This is a genomic window from Solibacillus sp. R5-41 (assembly GCF_002736105.1).
In the GTDB taxonomy this organism is placed as follows: domain Bacteria; phylum Bacillota; class Bacilli; order Bacillales_A; family Planococcaceae; genus Solibacillus.
Map to the genome: position 1 here is coordinate 3,129,273 of NZ_CP024123.1, position 14,660 is coordinate 3,143,932.

Annotated in this window: 15 protein-coding genes; 4 read left to right on the forward strand and 11 right to left on the reverse strand. The window is 34.5% G+C overall.

Annotation, left to right across the window (positions count from 1 at the left end; genetic code table 11):
• The first annotated feature begins 180 nt into the window (after nucleotides 1–180).
• Entirely contained in the window at nucleotides 181–876 is a 696-nt protein-coding gene (locus CSE16_RS15445; RefSeq protein WP_099424736.1) for a class I SAM-dependent methyltransferase, read from the forward strand.
• 27 nt (nucleotides 877–903) lie between these two features.
• Here the strand turns inward: CSE16_RS15445 and CSE16_RS15450 are convergent, their stop codons facing one another.
• From CSE16_RS15450 to CSE16_RS15480, 7 genes are all read right to left on the reverse strand, one after another.
• On the reverse strand, nucleotides 904–1,344 hold the full coding sequence (locus tag CSE16_RS15450; protein WP_099425857.1) for an NUDIX hydrolase: 441 nt from the start codon (nucleotides 1,342–1,344) through the stop codon (nucleotides 904–906).
• A gap of 182 nt (nucleotides 1,345–1,526) precedes the next feature.
• The gene (locus CSE16_RS15455) at nucleotides 1,527–1,730 is read right to left on the reverse strand and encodes a cold-shock protein (RefSeq protein ID WP_053582012.1); all 204 of its coding nucleotides are present in this window, start codon (nucleotides 1,728–1,730) and stop codon (nucleotides 1,527–1,529) included.
• 441 nt (nucleotides 1,731–2,171) lie between these two features.
• Nucleotides 2,172–2,477 carry a DUF3243 domain-containing protein gene (locus CSE16_RS15460; protein ID WP_099424737.1) on the reverse strand — a complete coding sequence of 102 codons (306 nt, stop codon included), beginning with the start codon at nucleotides 2,475–2,477 and terminating at the stop codon, nucleotides 2,172–2,174.
• A gap of 153 nt (nucleotides 2,478–2,630) precedes the next feature.
• Nucleotides 2,631–4,070, reverse strand: a complete 1,440-nt coding sequence (locus tag CSE16_RS15465) for a cryptochrome/photolyase family protein (protein ID WP_099424738.1) — start codon at nucleotides 4,068–4,070, stop codon at nucleotides 2,631–2,633.
• A 142-nt stretch (nucleotides 4,071–4,212) separates the two neighbouring features.
• The gene (locus CSE16_RS15470) at nucleotides 4,213–4,884 is read right to left on the reverse strand and encodes an ABC transporter ATP-binding protein (protein ID WP_099424739.1); all 672 of its coding nucleotides are present in this window, start codon (nucleotides 4,882–4,884) and stop codon (nucleotides 4,213–4,215) included.
• Nucleotides 4,885–4,887: 3 nt separating this feature from the next.
• Nucleotides 4,888–5,955 (reverse strand): ABC transporter permease, encoded by a 1,068-nt coding sequence (locus CSE16_RS15475; RefSeq protein ID WP_099424740.1) that lies wholly within the window; start codon nucleotides 5,953–5,955, stop codon nucleotides 4,888–4,890.
• 48 nt (nucleotides 5,956–6,003) lie between these two features.
• Entirely contained in the window at nucleotides 6,004–7,446 is a 1,443-nt protein-coding gene (locus CSE16_RS15480; RefSeq protein WP_099424741.1) for a MocR-like pyridoxine biosynthesis transcription factor PdxR, read from the reverse strand.
• 741 nt (nucleotides 7,447–8,187) lie between these two features.
• Here CSE16_RS15480 and CSE16_RS15490 point away from each other — a divergent pair.
• Nucleotides 8,188–8,610, forward strand: coding sequence for a YfmQ family protein (locus CSE16_RS15490; RefSeq protein WP_099424743.1), 423 nt, complete (start codon nucleotides 8,188–8,190; stop codon nucleotides 8,608–8,610).
• 350 nt (nucleotides 8,611–8,960) lie between these two features.
• On the opposite strand, the gene CSE16_RS15495 is transcribed toward CSE16_RS15490, so the two are convergent.
• Entirely contained in the window at nucleotides 8,961–9,734 is a 774-nt protein-coding gene (locus CSE16_RS15495) for an alpha/beta fold hydrolase (protein WP_099424744.1), read from the reverse strand.
• Between the two features lie 267 nt (nucleotides 9,735–10,001).
• Here CSE16_RS15495 and CSE16_RS15500 point away from each other — a divergent pair, with 267 nt between their 5' ends.
• Complete coding sequence (locus CSE16_RS15500; RefSeq protein WP_099424745.1) at nucleotides 10,002–10,241, forward strand: hypothetical protein; 240 nt, start codon at nucleotides 10,002–10,004, stop codon at nucleotides 10,239–10,241.
• Between the two features lie 402 nt (nucleotides 10,242–10,643).
• Here the strand turns inward: CSE16_RS15500 and yiaA are convergent, their stop codons facing one another.
• The 3 genes from yiaA to CSE16_RS15510 all read right to left on the reverse strand — a co-directional run bounded on the left by yiaA (nucleotide 10,644) and on the right by CSE16_RS15510 (nucleotide 13,915).
• Nucleotides 10,644–11,114, reverse strand: a complete 471-nt coding sequence (gene yiaA / locus CSE16_RS15505; RefSeq protein WP_099424746.1) for an inner membrane protein YiaA — start codon at nucleotides 11,112–11,114, stop codon at nucleotides 10,644–10,646.
• A 561-nt stretch (nucleotides 11,115–11,675) separates the two neighbouring features.
• A complete protein-coding gene (locus tag CSE16_RS22085) occupies nucleotides 11,676–11,798 on the reverse strand; it encodes a hypothetical protein (protein ID WP_256376299.1) in 123 nt (40 codons plus the stop codon).
• Nucleotides 11,799–11,884: 86 nt separating this feature from the next.
• Nucleotides 11,885–13,915: a methyl-accepting chemotaxis protein gene (locus tag CSE16_RS15510; RefSeq protein WP_099424747.1), complete on the reverse strand. Its 2,031-nt coding sequence runs from the start codon at nucleotides 13,913–13,915 to the stop codon at nucleotides 11,885–11,887.
• Nucleotides 13,916–14,410: 495 nt separating this feature from the next.
• On the opposite strand from CSE16_RS15510, the gene CSE16_RS22260 reads away from it, so the two are divergent.
• The gene (locus CSE16_RS22260; RefSeq protein ID WP_099424748.1) at nucleotides 14,411–14,545 is read left to right on the forward strand and encodes an isoprenylcysteine carboxylmethyltransferase family protein; all 135 of its coding nucleotides are present in this window, start codon (nucleotides 14,411–14,413) and stop codon (nucleotides 14,543–14,545) included.
• The last annotated feature ends 115 nt before the right edge of the window (nucleotides 14,546–14,660 follow it).

The window sequence follows — 14,660 nt, forward strand, 5'->3', positions numbered from 1 at the left end:
CAAAATCACGTTAAAAATTACACCTTTCGATGCCATTCCCCTTCTTCCCGGATTATCTAAACACATATATTTATTTCAACATTTTCTGAACCCCTCAAACAATTCTCATTGTAAATACAACTTTTTATCTTTTATAATAGAGTTAGAATATTACACTAAAAAAGCAGGGGGATTATACAATTGCTAGTTAAATCCGAGCAAGATTTATTGAAATTGTTAGATACTCTTTTGAGAGAACCTCAAAGTTTTTGGGATGATTTTTATCAAGATAAATTAAAACCAATTCCATTCTTTATTAATAAGCCAGATGAAAATCTAGTAGATTATATAGAAACTGGAAAGATACAACCTAAGAAAGTTTTGGAACTGGGTTGTGGAGCTGGAAGAAATGCTATTTATTTGGCGAAACAAGGTTTTTCAGTAGTTGGAGTAGATTTATCAGAAAATGCGTTACACTGGGCAAATGAGCGAGCGGAGGAAGCAAAATTAGAAATTGATTTTATTCATTCGGATATTTTTGAATTAGATCTACAAGAAAATAATTTTGACTTAATTTATGATTCAGGTTGTTTTCATCATCTTGCACCACATCGGAGAATTACATATTTGGAGCTAATACATAAGTTCCTTAAAACAGATGGATACTTTGCTTTATGTTCTTTTGAAGTGGGAGGGGCATATGGTGGTTCTGATATTTCAGATGAAGAAGTTTATAAAAAACGCACTTTAGATGGCGGATTAGGCTATACAGAGCAGCAATTAAAAGAAGTTTTTCAATCACTAAATGAAATTGAAATACGAAAAATGATACCTATGTCTGACCAAGATAACTATTTTGGATTGGATGGTTTTATTGTTGGTTTGTTTAAAAAATAAATTTTAAATAACTTTTTTAACCTTCTATTATCGCGGATTATAGGAGGTTATTGTATGTGCGCAAAATTGACTCAAATAAATGGATTTTACATTTAAAGCAACCTCTTTAGGCACTACATTAATAGTTGACAGCATTTCTATATCTATCCACATTGGTAAATAAGTGCCTCTGTCTTTACTTTCCTTAGTGAACTCTGCACCTTTACCAGTACCAAAAGTTCCATTAATTATTTCAACTAGATAAAAGTATTGTGTGCCATTAAATATAATTTTGGCAATACACTCCTTCACTTTAACTTCAACGCCCAATTCTTCTAAAGCTTCCCTTTTTGTTGCTTCTTCTGGTGTTTCGCCATCTTCTATTCCACCACCAGGAAACACATAATAGACTGAACCATCCTTCGTCCTTTTAATTAAAGCAATTTTATTATTTTCTATTAACACAACCGAACCTCTATCTCGCATAATTGTCCCCCTTATCATCATGAGTTTACATCTTCGCCAAACTAAAATACCACTGGTCATATCGTATCATAAGCGAAAGCACTTACCTAGATACGCTTTTTATATTAAATAAAATAAAAAAAGGCTACCACCAAAAGTCATTAAAATGACTTTTGGGGCAGCCTCTTATGGTTACATCATTAAAATTAAAGTTTTACGATGTTTGTAGCTTGTGGGCCACGTTGACCGTCTTCAACTGAAAACTCAACTTTTTGACCTTCGTCAAGTGATTTGAAACCGTCACCTTGGATAGCTGAGAAGTGAGCGAATACGTCGTTTCCGCCTTCAACTTCGATGAAACCGAAACCTTTTTCTGCGTTGAACCATTTTACTGTACCTTGTTGTGTCATTTAAATGACCTCCATTAATTGTATTAAATAATATCATTCTTCATCAAAAGAAAAAATCCACATATTACAAAAAGTATCGCCCATTACATGATTACTCTTTGTAATATGTGAATTTATTGTTTTCTTATAAACGATGTTATTACATTTATTATATATCATAAAATCCTGTTTGGCTAGTCCTAAAATAATTTTTTTTTTTAATAAACGTATTTATTTTGTTAAACATAGTTGTAGCCTTTTTTGCGTGCATAATTAATCAAATTAACATTGAACTAGTAAAGTACCACTAACAATGGCTTCTTCACTGAAAAAACGAAATCTACAATTAATGAAAAAGCACTCAAATTGTCAGGATACCACTCACAATTTGGGTGCAATTCATCTTTGGATGAGTCGATTTTTTAACTTTTACTCATTAATTTATGAACAATCCACATAATATTAAGCTTTCCTAACCATCTTAAGTAGCATATGTGCAAGCGTATGTTGTTCTTCTTTAGATCCGGCATTCCAAAGTTCCATTAACATATTCTCTTCTCTATTTCTTGGGTTTTCATGTTTGGAGAGATAATTTGCAACTAACTCGGTCGTTTTAGCAAGCTTCTCTTCACTCAAACCCATGTTTTCTCCCAACTCTACTTTTTCAGCAAGATACTGCTTAAATTGATTAAAGTTCCCTAAAATCTCATCTTTTGTTTCTTCGTTAATCTTAGCTAATTCTTTTTGTACTTTATCGTTCATATCCATTAAAAATCACTCCTTTTTGTGTTTGAATTTGTATTATGTCCGTAAAGCTTATATTGTACTCGAGGAAATAAATCCATTTTACGGAATAGATTTTCAAAGTTAAAGCGCAATCAAAAAAACCGTATTCTTATTTTCAAGGAATACGGATAGACTTCACATTTCGTTTTTAACTTCTTTATATGCTTCTAACGCACGGATTCTGGCAAATGAATGATCGATAATTGGGAGCGGATACGTCTTACCAAGTACTACGCCAGCTTCAAGCAGTATATGTGCGGGCGCTTTCCACGGTTCATGGATATACTTCGAAGGGATGTTTGCAATTTCGGGAAGCCACTTGCGAATGTATTGGCCATCAGCATCAAATTTTTGACTTTGTATAATTGGATTGAATATACGAAAATACGGCGCCGCGTCAATTCCTGAGCCTGCCACCCACTGCCACCCCATCGCGTTACTAGCAGCATCAAAATCAACAAGCGTTTCTTGAAACCACTTAGATCCGTCGACCCAAGAAATGAGTAAGTGTTTAACTAAGAAAGAAGAAACAACCATACGCACCCGATTATGAAGTGCACCCGTTTCCCATAATTCTCGCATCCCTGCATCAACAAGGGGATAACCTGTCATGCCTTTTTGCCATTTTTTCATTTCTTCTTCGGTTCCCTGCCAAGGAAACAATTTAAATTTCTCACGTAATGGATCATGTATCATTGTAGGATAATGGATAAGCTGGTGATAAGCGAACTCCCGCCATATAAGTTGCCTTAGGAATGCATCAATGGAAGAATTCATGTATTTTTCCGGCTCTTCATCCGTAAGTCTCTTCGCAGAATACCACACTGACCTGACACTAATATCTCCCCATACTAAATGAGGCGACAACAATGAAACCGCGAGAGCAGAGGGAATATCGCTTTTCTCTACATAATAATTAAGCCCTTTCTCCACAAACTGTTCCCATCTAGCAATTGCCCCCTCTTCACCTGGCTTCCAGTGTTTATGAAATTTTTCATGCCAAGTCTTTGTCGGTAACAAACCAAGCTCCTCCACTTGCAAAGAGGAGATTGGTTTTGCGTATGGAGCAATATTCACCGGGATTGGAAGTGGACGACTGACCAATTCGCGTATCGCTCTTTTCCAAAATGAGGTAAATACTTTATAAGGTTCATTTTTTTGATTTAACAAATCCATGGGTGTAAATAGCAAGTTTGATGAAAACGAACGAACTTCACTTACCTGAGAAAGCAGGTCACTAGTAATTGTACGATCCCGTCTAATTATTGAAGGCTCATATCGTTCACCAAAAAAGATAGCATCTGCTTGCGTTTGTTTAATAATTGAAGTCAGTTGTGCAAAACTACTGCCTTTTCTTAAAATTAGTGTCCATCCATGAGTTTTTAGTTTTTTTTCCAAGGCAATCAATGAATGATGAAGCCACCATCTCGCCGCTTCGCTTGTAGCATATTCACGTTCCTCTTCCTCCGACCAAATATAAACAGGAATGACCATCCCTTGCTGTGCAGCATTCCATAAAGCTGGGTTATCATGTAAACGTAAATCTTTCCTAAACCAAACGATTATTTTTTTCAACTATATCTCATCCTTCATATCGGTTCACGGTAGTATGTCCCATTTCGTTCATTTTCTTTGGAGGCATGAAAAAAACAAGGTAATCATCTTTAGATTGATTACTCTTGTCTATTTTTACTGACGGTATATAGTTCATTCATTTTTATTTTTGCTGAACAAGTACGCCATCCGTCATGTTGTAAACCTTGTCGCAATAATCTACTAGACGGATATCATGTGTGACGACAATGGTTGTTGTGTTTTTGTTTTTCGTTTCATTTTTCAGTAGCTCCATTACTTCATAGGCACGGTCTGAATCTAGCGACGCTGTTGGTTCATCCGCTAAGATAATGGAGGGATTACTATATAATGCTTTGGCAATCGCCACTCGCTGACGTTCACCTCCAGACAAATCTGCCGGATATTTAGTTCGTAAATCACCAATCCCCAAGTCCCCATATAGCGCTTCGAGTTGAGTTTTTGTCATATTCTCTTTCTTTACTTGATCCAATAGCTTCAACTGATTGGCCACCGTTAAGAATGGTATTAGGTTGGAAGCTTGTAAAATGAAGCCGATTTCCTTCAACCGTATTTTTGAACGCTCTTTCTCATTCAAATCCGTTAAATTCTTATCATTAATGATGACATCACCTGAAGTAGGCGTAAGAAGGCCGCCGACAATCGTAAGGAAAGTACTTTTCCCAGATCCAGATGGTCCGATAATCGCAATGAGTTCTCCTTTGTCCGCCGAGAAGTTTGTTTCCTTTAGTGCTTCTATTTGTTTATGACCACTGCCAAATGTCTTTTTCACTTGTATTAATTCTAAAACGCCCATCCTTTATCCCCCTATCGCTTTCAATGGATCAATTCGAACAATTGTCAGAACTGAGAACACCGCACCCATTATCGCAACGACAACTAGAACAACACCGTAAATAAGCATCGTTACAAGGTCGAATGCTACTGGTACCGCACTTGGTAAGAATGCACCGGTAATTAAGGTCAATACGAAACCGACAGCTACACCAATTGCAGCTAATAGGAACGTTTGAGCAATGACTGAGCGCGACAGATACATATTCGAGATACCTTGTGCCTTCATGACACCGAACATACTGATTTTCTGTACGGTCAAAACATACAGGAATATGGCTACAATTACCGCTGAAATACCAAACAAGAAATAGATCATGAAGTTTAGTGTTAAATTCTGTTCCGTATAACCCGGCAAGTTTTGTATAAACGATTCAATTTCAATTAATTCCAGTGAGTCGTTTTGAGTAATAGCTGTTAGTTTATCATCACGAACGACGATTCCATTAATACTTTCTTTATATTTATCAGCCAAATCACCGTATTTCACACGATGAAATGTAGACAGGTCCCCATACAGAACTGGCGCCGCATTAAATCTAGCTTGGTCTGTGAAGCCTACAATCGTTAATACTTCAGCAGTTGAAGACAATTGTAATGTATCGCCGATTTTAAACCCCTCTTCTTTTAATGCATCACTTGCGATCACTTCATTTTCTTTAGCAAACGCATCCCCTTCCGTCACTTCGGGCATAATGAATTCATCTTTGTTTATCCCAAAAATTGATACATTTGTCTTTTGTTCACCATTACCGGCGACAGCATTTATTTGGCCGATTACCGCCATTTCTTTGCCATTAACATCGCTTGTATCTTCAATTGTTAATGAGGATTGGTTTATACTCTTATCTGATTCCTCTGTCAAAACGATTGCTGTAGCATTCCATTTATCGACGGATTCCCGATTCAAATTTTCCAGGCCAGTTGCAAGTCCAGATAGAAAGAATACTAAGTAGGATACGAGCATTAATACCCCAACAATTAATGTAAAGCGCAATTTATTTTTCTTAATTTCATTCAAGGCCAAAAACATTTTCTCACTTCCTTATCACTATAATTGAAAGGTTTATGGATGAAGCCTCTATGGTGTAGTTACTACTTTCAAAAGCGCTTCTGCAAACCTTTTGATACCTTCTTCAATCGAATCCTCATCTTCTCTTGCGAAAGTAAAACGAACAAATCCATTTTTAGATCCCATTGTAGAACCAGGAACATACATGACGCCTCTTTTAATGGACTCTTCAAGTAATTCAATTTCATCATAATTTTTAAGAATTTTACACCATATATGAATACCACCGTTAGGAATAGAATACTCCACCTGGTCTTTTAAATATATATTAAGACTTTTAATAATTTTATTTCGCCTTTTTTCTAACTCTTTTATTAAACTTTCCATATGAACATTGAAATTAGTTGATTCTAAAAAATCATTCGCAATCCATTGTGTAAAGCTTGAATGGCCAAAATCGATTTGCTGCTTTGCATCGGATAATCTTTCAATTACCGGTGCTGGGCCGATGATCCAACCTATCCTTAATCCTGAGGCAACAATTTTGGATAAAGAACTAATGTATAATACGTTTCCGTTCTTATCTAATGATTTAAGGGTAGGTATTTTATCTCCTGAAAAAGCTGTTAAACTATAAGGATCGTCCTCTACTACTGGTATTCCAAGCTTTGAGGATGTTTCTAAAATAGTTTCTCTTTTCTTTATACTCATTAAGGAACCTGTTGGATTTTGAAAATCTGGATTTAAAAAAATCATTTTAATCCGGTGTTTCTTATATAATGACTGCAAATCTTCAGGGTTAATTCCATCCCGATCGACAGGTAGATAATGTATTTGTATACCTGCTGATTTAAAAATTGTAAGATTATAATTGTAAGAAGGATCTTCTATTGCTATTGCATCTCCAGGCTTTAATAAACATTGTACAATTAAATGCAATGCTTGTTGGGCTCCAGATGTTATAAGTATTGAAGTAGGATGAGTTTCGATTCCCCGACTTTTTTTCATGTGTTTTGTAAGGGTAGTTCTTAGGATTTCACTCCCCTGTGGATGATCGTATCCGAGGTTTCCAATAAAAGATCGTGTTGAGGTTATCTCCCTTAAAAAGCTTTTTGGGAAAAGTTCTTCTGACAATTCACCAGTAGCTAAATTGATTAATTGATGATCAACAGCTTCTTTTCTTATTTTTTGTGTTACAGGTAAGTTTGGTAAAAAGGAGCCCGCCACAATATACCTATTCCAACTAGGTATCCGTTTTTTTGTTATACCCCAAATATCTTTACTAATAGTAGTACCACTGCCTCTATTTCTTTCAATTAGCCCCATCGATTCTAATTCGTCATATGCATTCACCACAGTACTTCTATTTACATTCAGAACATTGGCCAAATGCCGTTCTGATGGTAATGGTTTATCAGGTGGAAATGTCCCATCCGCAATCCCATTTTCAATATATTGTGCGAGTTGTTTATAGATAGCTATTTTCGCTGTTCTATCCGGTTTCCAATCCATATGTACTCACCTCATGATTTTATTCATCTTTTTTGCAGCCATGTAAGCTAAAAAACATAAATACTAATATAAATTCATCTGTCTTTAACCATCCACTTTATTATTTTTTTAACCATCCACTTTAGAAATCATACTAAATTTTCATGTAAGAACCTTGATTTTATGCCTATTCAAACCGATAAAACTATACTAAAAAAATTATTTAGTTTAAGAACATTTTGTGTTATATTTCATAAATTCTTGTGTTTCAAATTTTATAAAGCTATTATAAAAATCAATTGTGAATCAAAAATCCATACAAACCCATTACCCATAGTGCCCTAAAATGCTTCAAAGAATAATTAATAGGGGTTTGTTTATGAAAAATTTGGTTCAGATTAATTGGTCTTTCTCTATTTTTTTGTTTTGATTTTAAAAGGACCTCAAACCTAGGTAAAAGCCAAAGATATTGTTTTTGAAAGGGAATCTTTCCATACATAATAGGTGGAGTATTGGTCCTGTTACTTGGTATGCCAGCAGGCAAAATACAATGTTCTTAGTTACCTACTTCCGTACTGTAACTATTCGAGGTGTTGTTATTGCGTTGTTAGCAGGTTTACATTATTATTGCAATCGTAACAATATCCGAAACATTATTTTGTATATTTTAGGGCAATTTCTAGGTAGGAAAGTAAATACTTAATCATTAGAAAAAACATCTTGAGAGTTACCAGATATTATTAATGAAAGAGTTGATATGATATGTTTTGGATTTTAGTTATTTCGGTAATATTTTTTATTATAAATTTTTTAATAAGTCCTCCGAGTTCACTAGTGACATGGACTTTAAGGAAATTTGCACTACATTCAAAACTTGATTCAAAAGATGTTATTGTAACATTTAATGGAAAGCAATTAGAAGGACAAGTAAAAAATAGATTTATTGAATATTTTAATGAAGCTTACATTTTAAAAAGACATTTTATTTTTAAAGGCAATGAACAATTATTCCTAAATCCAGAGACTACCGTTACACCATTTATCATGAACGTAAAAAGAGGCAATAAAGTTTTTAATTTCTCAGTTTATTGTTCTGAAGATAACATTGATGTAGTCAAGCAATACAAGAAAAAAGTTGAATCTTATAGTCTTAGTTCGGATGATTTAAAAAATTTTTCTATGTAAAGTTAAGGATTATAGTAGCCTATATTTTATGAAAACAGCATAATCTAAAAAGTTGTAATTGTCTCGTGTCCGTTACTTTTAGTAGAAAGTGTGTTTTATATAGCGCTTACTTAATGATTGCGTAGGGCTCATATATTACACAACCACCAAACTCTTAAATAGACGTTGTGAAACATAAAACCAGTAAGAAAAGCTGTTAAATCAGCCATTCTTACTGGTTTTTATTTATATTCTCACATTAAAGACAACTTTATACCTTCAACTAATCCCAAATTTTGCTTAATTATTATTTGCATTTCACATAAAGAAAATAACACTATTTTTTTGTCCATATGAAGTAAATTCCCATGCTAGTTCAATGCGTTACATAAGAATTGTAATGACACTTCATTAAATTCCACATCTTGATCTACATTGCATACATGGCCACTGTCTTTTAATATGACTAATTTACTAGATGGTTGCTTTTTCACTAATCGCTTCACGGGTTCTAAAAATACATAATCCTCGTCTCCCATTATGTAGAGTGACGGAATTTTTGTATCCTTTTCATTAATTTTCACTAAATATTTTGCGACACCACCCGTTAATGTTAACCAACGTAAAAACTCTCTTTGCTTAATTTTTTTTGCCTCTTGAATAAATAAATGGCGTGAAGACTCATGGGCTTTTCTCGGCATAATAATCCACGCCATCAATTTATATAACCAAATAAACGGAATCATTTTTTTAAATGTATTGGCTGCACCAAGTAAAATTCGCAGCCTAGGTGTAATCCGTATCACAGCGCCTGCTAGCAACATCGTGTGGAAACGCTCTGGATTCGATTCAGCTAATTGGCGAATTAACATCGTACCTAGTGAAATCCCTACAAAATGAGCCTTTTCAATGTTTAATGAATCGAGCACATCTAAAATATCCCGACTAACTAAATCAAGGGTATATTTAGTCGGACTATTCGTAATCACACAAGCACCATGACCTCGAAGATCAACAACCAATACATTAAAATGCTTGCGGTATGCCCGAATTTGCTTGTACCAAATCGTCGAGCTCCCTCCAGCGCCATGTACTAAAACGACCCACTCTTTGTGTTGTTTGCTATATATTTTATATTGTAACAAGTACTACTCATCCTCTGATTGTTTAACGTATACTACTATTACGAAAACCATCACGTAATGGTTTCAATTTTGCGTATATTTCTAAGGATTTTGATGTTTTTTTGCTGCACAAATTAGACACTTTACCCGATTGTATTGTTTTAATGCCCCTCTATAACGATCAATTTCCTTTTACACTTTTCCATGTATTTACCACCTCGATATTTATTGTGTTACAATCCTAATAGATGTAATTTTCAGTCATTTATAAAACAAGGAGATGATGATTTGAATATTAACACTTCTTATCAAGTAGCAGTTGAACTTAACGTAATAAATTGGGATGCTACTAACATAGGTGTAACGATTACCGAAGTTAGAGACTCACAAAAAATTTATACAAATGACATCGTGGAAATACAACAAGTTGTAGATTTTGGCCGAGTTACAGAAAGGTCTCATAAAATACTTATTATTTTTAACTTAACAAGGGATTTAGATAATCTTGGGGAAAAAATCATTTTATGATTCATTTTCAACCAACTTAACAAGAGGCGCCTCATACCCTTGTTGTGAAAGTATACGGTGATTTACCTACCTTAGAAACAGGCGGTCTTATTCTTAAAAAGGTTACTTTAAAGACTGGACGTTACACAGCATTATTAAGAGCAAGTGCGAGGAGGGATTCCGTTTAGTGGAAAACAGATAATGTAATTGCGAGAGAATATGACATCACGACTTCTACTTTAAATCGTTGGAGTAAAAATCATAAAGAGACAGGTTCTTTCGCTGCGAAACATTTATTAATGAATAATGATACTTTAAAGCACGTGGCGTAAATCATATGAAAAAATCCCCCACTTATAAAAGTGGAGGACTTCTGTTGAAGCAAGTTAATTTTATTACCCAAATAAACTCATAAACTCAAATTCAATCCTTTTCTCTCGCCCTCTGTGTATCTCTAATATTCTTTTGAATCGTTATCGCTGCAAATACACTAAGAACAAAAGCCATCCCATAAAATCCTTTTTCGCTTAAAACAATACTTGCCGCATTGTATAAACCAATCGCCATTAATGCAATCGAAACACAAAGTGCTACCCAACTAATTCCATAATAAATAGGAGTAACGGGTATTCCCTCCTCCTTATCTCTAACGGCTTTTTGTAAAGATATTGCTGAATAAAGTCCAAATACTAAAATTGCAAAGTAATATCCTTTTTCGTTCAATTGCATATTTGCGTTAAACAAACCGATAAAATAAGACACAACACCTACTAATAGCGCTGACCAAGAAGCGCCTTTGAATGCTGGAGTCGGTTCCCCTTCTCTCCTTACTTCTTTCACTTTTAAATCATTTCGTTTTCCTTTATCTAAAAGAACTTCATTATCATTGGACATTCAATATTCCCCCCTTTCTTTTCAACTAATAAAAACGGAGCACTAGAAACACTTTAGCCCTCCTTACTACATCTATTATATAGAATCCCATTAGGAATAATATGTAACTTTATTATTAATTTCCATCCCGATGTTCTAAACTTACGACTTTCGAAACGAACCTGCCATTTAGTTGAACAAGAAAAAGCGATCATCGTTATTGAAATTTCTGCTCATTTGCTTTAAGTCCAAAACTTCACAATCTTTAAGTTTACACGTCAAATAAATCCATTTTTTTCTACAACATATTGGGACTTTAATGATTTTTGCTACACAAATAAGACACTTAAACAGATTATATAGTTTAAGTGCCCTTCACTTTATGTATTAAATTGGAAATTATCATCATCTTCATCTTGGATCTCCGGCAACTTCAGACAGAAAATCTTCCGATGTTACTAGTCTATAAAACATCCTTATCAAAGGTTTTGTTAAATGTTCAAGTCGTTAATTAGAAAAAACTAAGAGGAGTCCAAGTAATATTTTGGACTCCCCAAAGCTTAAAATCAATAAAAAGAAAATTTACGAACTGAAATACTCAATCATTTCAAAACCAACAAAATCTGTTTTAGATGGATGTTTACTTCGATAATAACAATCCCAATAACTTACTACTCGATTTTCAATTGTACGACTTTTACTCACTTTAATTTCCTCGTTATGAAGAAGAACTAAAAAAGGAATTTTGATAATCGTAAGCTATCAAAAGTTGCAGACCTTTCAAATACAAACTAAACGTTAAACTTCCCTGTTTCTTCCTGTAGGTTTTGTGCGAGCATTGCAAGCTGCTCAGAGGCTACCGCCATTTCATTCATTGTAGACGATTGTTCCTCTGTGATAGCTGATACATTTAATGTGTGCTCGTTTGTTGCTATTGCCTGTTCTCTTATTGCTTGAACGGTTACAGTTACCTCTGTAAGCTTCCCGTAAGCATTTGTTGTGTTATGATTAGTCTCTTCAATCGTCCTTTTTAAATCTTGAACAGCATTTGTAATCGTATCAAACGTTACTCCTGCTTGTTGAACAGAATCAATACCGTTATGAGCAATTGTACGACTTTGTTCCATCATTGAAACAGCTTCGTTGATTTGATCTTGAATACTACGCACGAGCTTGGCGATGTCCTGAGAGGCATGGCCTGTTTGCTCAGCAAGGGCTTTTACTTCTCCAGCAACCACCGCAAAACCTTTTCCTGCTTCCCCAGCACGCGCTGCTTCAATAGCTGCATTTAAAGATAACAAGTTTGTTTGGTCAGTAATAGATGAAATGAGGTGGCTCATCGTCTCAATCTGTGCGGATTGATCCTTTAAGCTATTTACTAAGTTAGCACTGTTCTCCACCTGTATATGTAGCTGTGTAATCTCATCAACGAATGTGCGAATTTGTTTTGAGCCGCCCACTGCAATATCAGATGTTGCTGTCGATCTTTGAACAGCATTTTCTAAAACATTCACTACACCATACATATCATTAGCTAGTACAGTAGTTACTGATTCTAACTGTTCACTGACTACATGCTGTTTACTTGTATTTTCTGCTACATCTTGCATAGATGTAGCTACATTTGTAATAGATAGATTGACTTCTTGTACACTTGCAGTTAGCTCCTCTGCCGTAGATGCAACAATTTCTGACTCAGACAATATTCGTTGTACCATACCCCCTAATGATTGCAGAGAATGATTGTAATATTGGGCCATCTCACCAAATTCATCCTTTGTATCGGCAGACATTGTTTGCGTTAAATCACCATTTGCAAGACTACCTAAATAATCATTCATATTTTGTACTTCACCGCGTATATAGCGTGCAATCAAGAAAATGACGATAGCAATGAGTAATATTAATACAATACTTGCAATAATTTGTTGATAAAGCATTGCTTGTACCTCACTATAAAGCTCACTCGTTGGCACAAGTAAAACAAGCTTCCATGGCATACCGTCGATTTGCTTGTATTGTAAGGTATAATCTTTGTCATCGATTGTTATTTCTATTAAATCTTCATCATTTGCTAACTGTTCAATAGGAATATTCATGTAGTTTTGAACCGTTTCATTATTCACTTTTTCCGGATCGGGATGTGTTAAAAATTTTCCACTGTCTTCCATTAAAAAGGCATATCCACTTTCTCGAATAGTGACGTCTGATACTATGGATTGAATCGAATTGAGCACGTAATCAGCTGTAATAACCCCGATTGGCACGTTGCCGTTTACTACTTGAATACCAAATGAAATAAACATTTCCCCTAAAGCCTCATCAAAATAGGGCTCTGTATATGTAACTTCTGCTGATTTTAAGCTATTTGTATACCACTCCTGTGTATGAAAAGCATATGATGGATCTTCATAAATGTCAGTATAGATAACTTTTTCGCCATCCTTATGGGCGTATGGTCCAAACAATTCACCATTTGCAACATCCTTCTCTAACCAAAATCCCATACCATATGTTTCTTTGTTTGATGGAAGTAATTGCTCTACGAAGCGTGTGAATTGTTCCCTTGTCATAGGCTTATCTATTGATTCTATTGCAGACTTTGCACTATACATGAGCTGTTTATGCGAATATAATTTACTTTCAACTGAATTACTTACATTATCCGACAATAATGACATTTCATTCTCAATAGACTCTTCCAGTTCATTAGATGCACTGAAATAGTTAATGATAGACATACTCACTAGAAATATTGTAATAATAGGAATAAGTATACCAATTTTTGTGACAATCTTGAGATTCCCTAATAGTTTCTTCATTTACTTTCACCCTTTTGATTTCGATTCTTTGCTTGTTTTTCATTCATAGTATAATAGATAAAAGTTTCCTTAGTATATTATTTTTGTAACTTTTTTATTTTTCACCAGACTTAAACTGAACCCAATTCATACTCTGTTATGTTACAAATTTTAAACAAAAAGATGATTTAGCGATGAGTATTTGGAAAAAAGTATTTAATAATGGGCTAATTATGGCTTTTTCATTTCCTTAGCTTTATCTATTTTTTATGGATTACAAAATTACTTATCATTTTGATGGTGGTTATTCAACAAAGTACTTACAAGTGTATGATTATATCGTTTCTATCTTTCGGAATAGTATGTTAGGTGCATTTGCAGGTGTGTTGGTAGGAGGATTTTTAGGTTGGAGATTTGGTAAAAAATTGAATAAGGATTCAAAAGGATGATTTTAATGAAAATTAAATATCTTATCTAACTAAGGTACGATGATTCAACCGTTTATCCTATTAACTTGTGTTTCGTTTTGATGGACTGATTCAAGTAAAAGAAGGAAAAAAAGTCATCAAACATGGTTTATATTTTTATTACCGGCACCCAAGCTATACGGCAACTGTTTTACTGTTTTACTGTTTTTCGGTTTTGGTTTAGCGTCAGGGAGTATAATTAATGTGACCTTATTCTCAATTCTATTCACACTACTTTAGAACGATCGTATTTCGATCGAAGAAGATCTTAATTCAACATTTTAGAAAGAATATGAAAC

Excerpts from the sequence above, each read along its gene's own strand:
- CSE16_RS15490 (WP_099424743.1), top strand. The coding sequence starts at position 8,188 with ATGTTTTGGATTTTAGTTATTTCGGTAATATTTTTTATTATAAATTTT.
- CSE16_RS15475 (WP_099424740.1), bottom strand. The coding sequence starts at position 5,955 with ATGTTTTTGGCCTTGAATGAAATTAAGAAAAATAAATTGCGCTTTACA.
- yiaA (WP_099424746.1), bottom strand. The coding sequence starts at position 11,114 with ATGTCCAATGATAATGAAGTTCTTTTAGATAAAGGAAAACGAAATGAT.
- CSE16_RS15460 (WP_099424737.1), bottom strand. The coding sequence starts at position 2,477 with ATGGATATGAACGATAAAGTACAAAAAGAATTAGCTAAGATTAACGAA.
- CSE16_RS15510 (WP_099424747.1), bottom strand. The coding sequence starts at position 13,915 with ATGAAGAAACTATTAGGGAATCTCAAGATTGTCACAAAAATTGGTATA.
- CSE16_RS15455 (WP_053582012.1), bottom strand. The coding sequence starts at position 1,730 with ATGACACAACAAGGTACAGTAAAATGGTTCAACGCAGAAAAAGGTTTC.
- CSE16_RS15480 (WP_099424741.1), bottom strand. The coding sequence starts at position 7,446 with ATGGATTGGAAACCGGATAGAACAGCGAAAATAGCTATCTATAAACAA.
- CSE16_RS15470 (WP_099424739.1), bottom strand. The coding sequence starts at position 4,884 with ATGGGCGTTTTAGAATTAATACAAGTGAAAAAGACATTTGGCAGTGGT.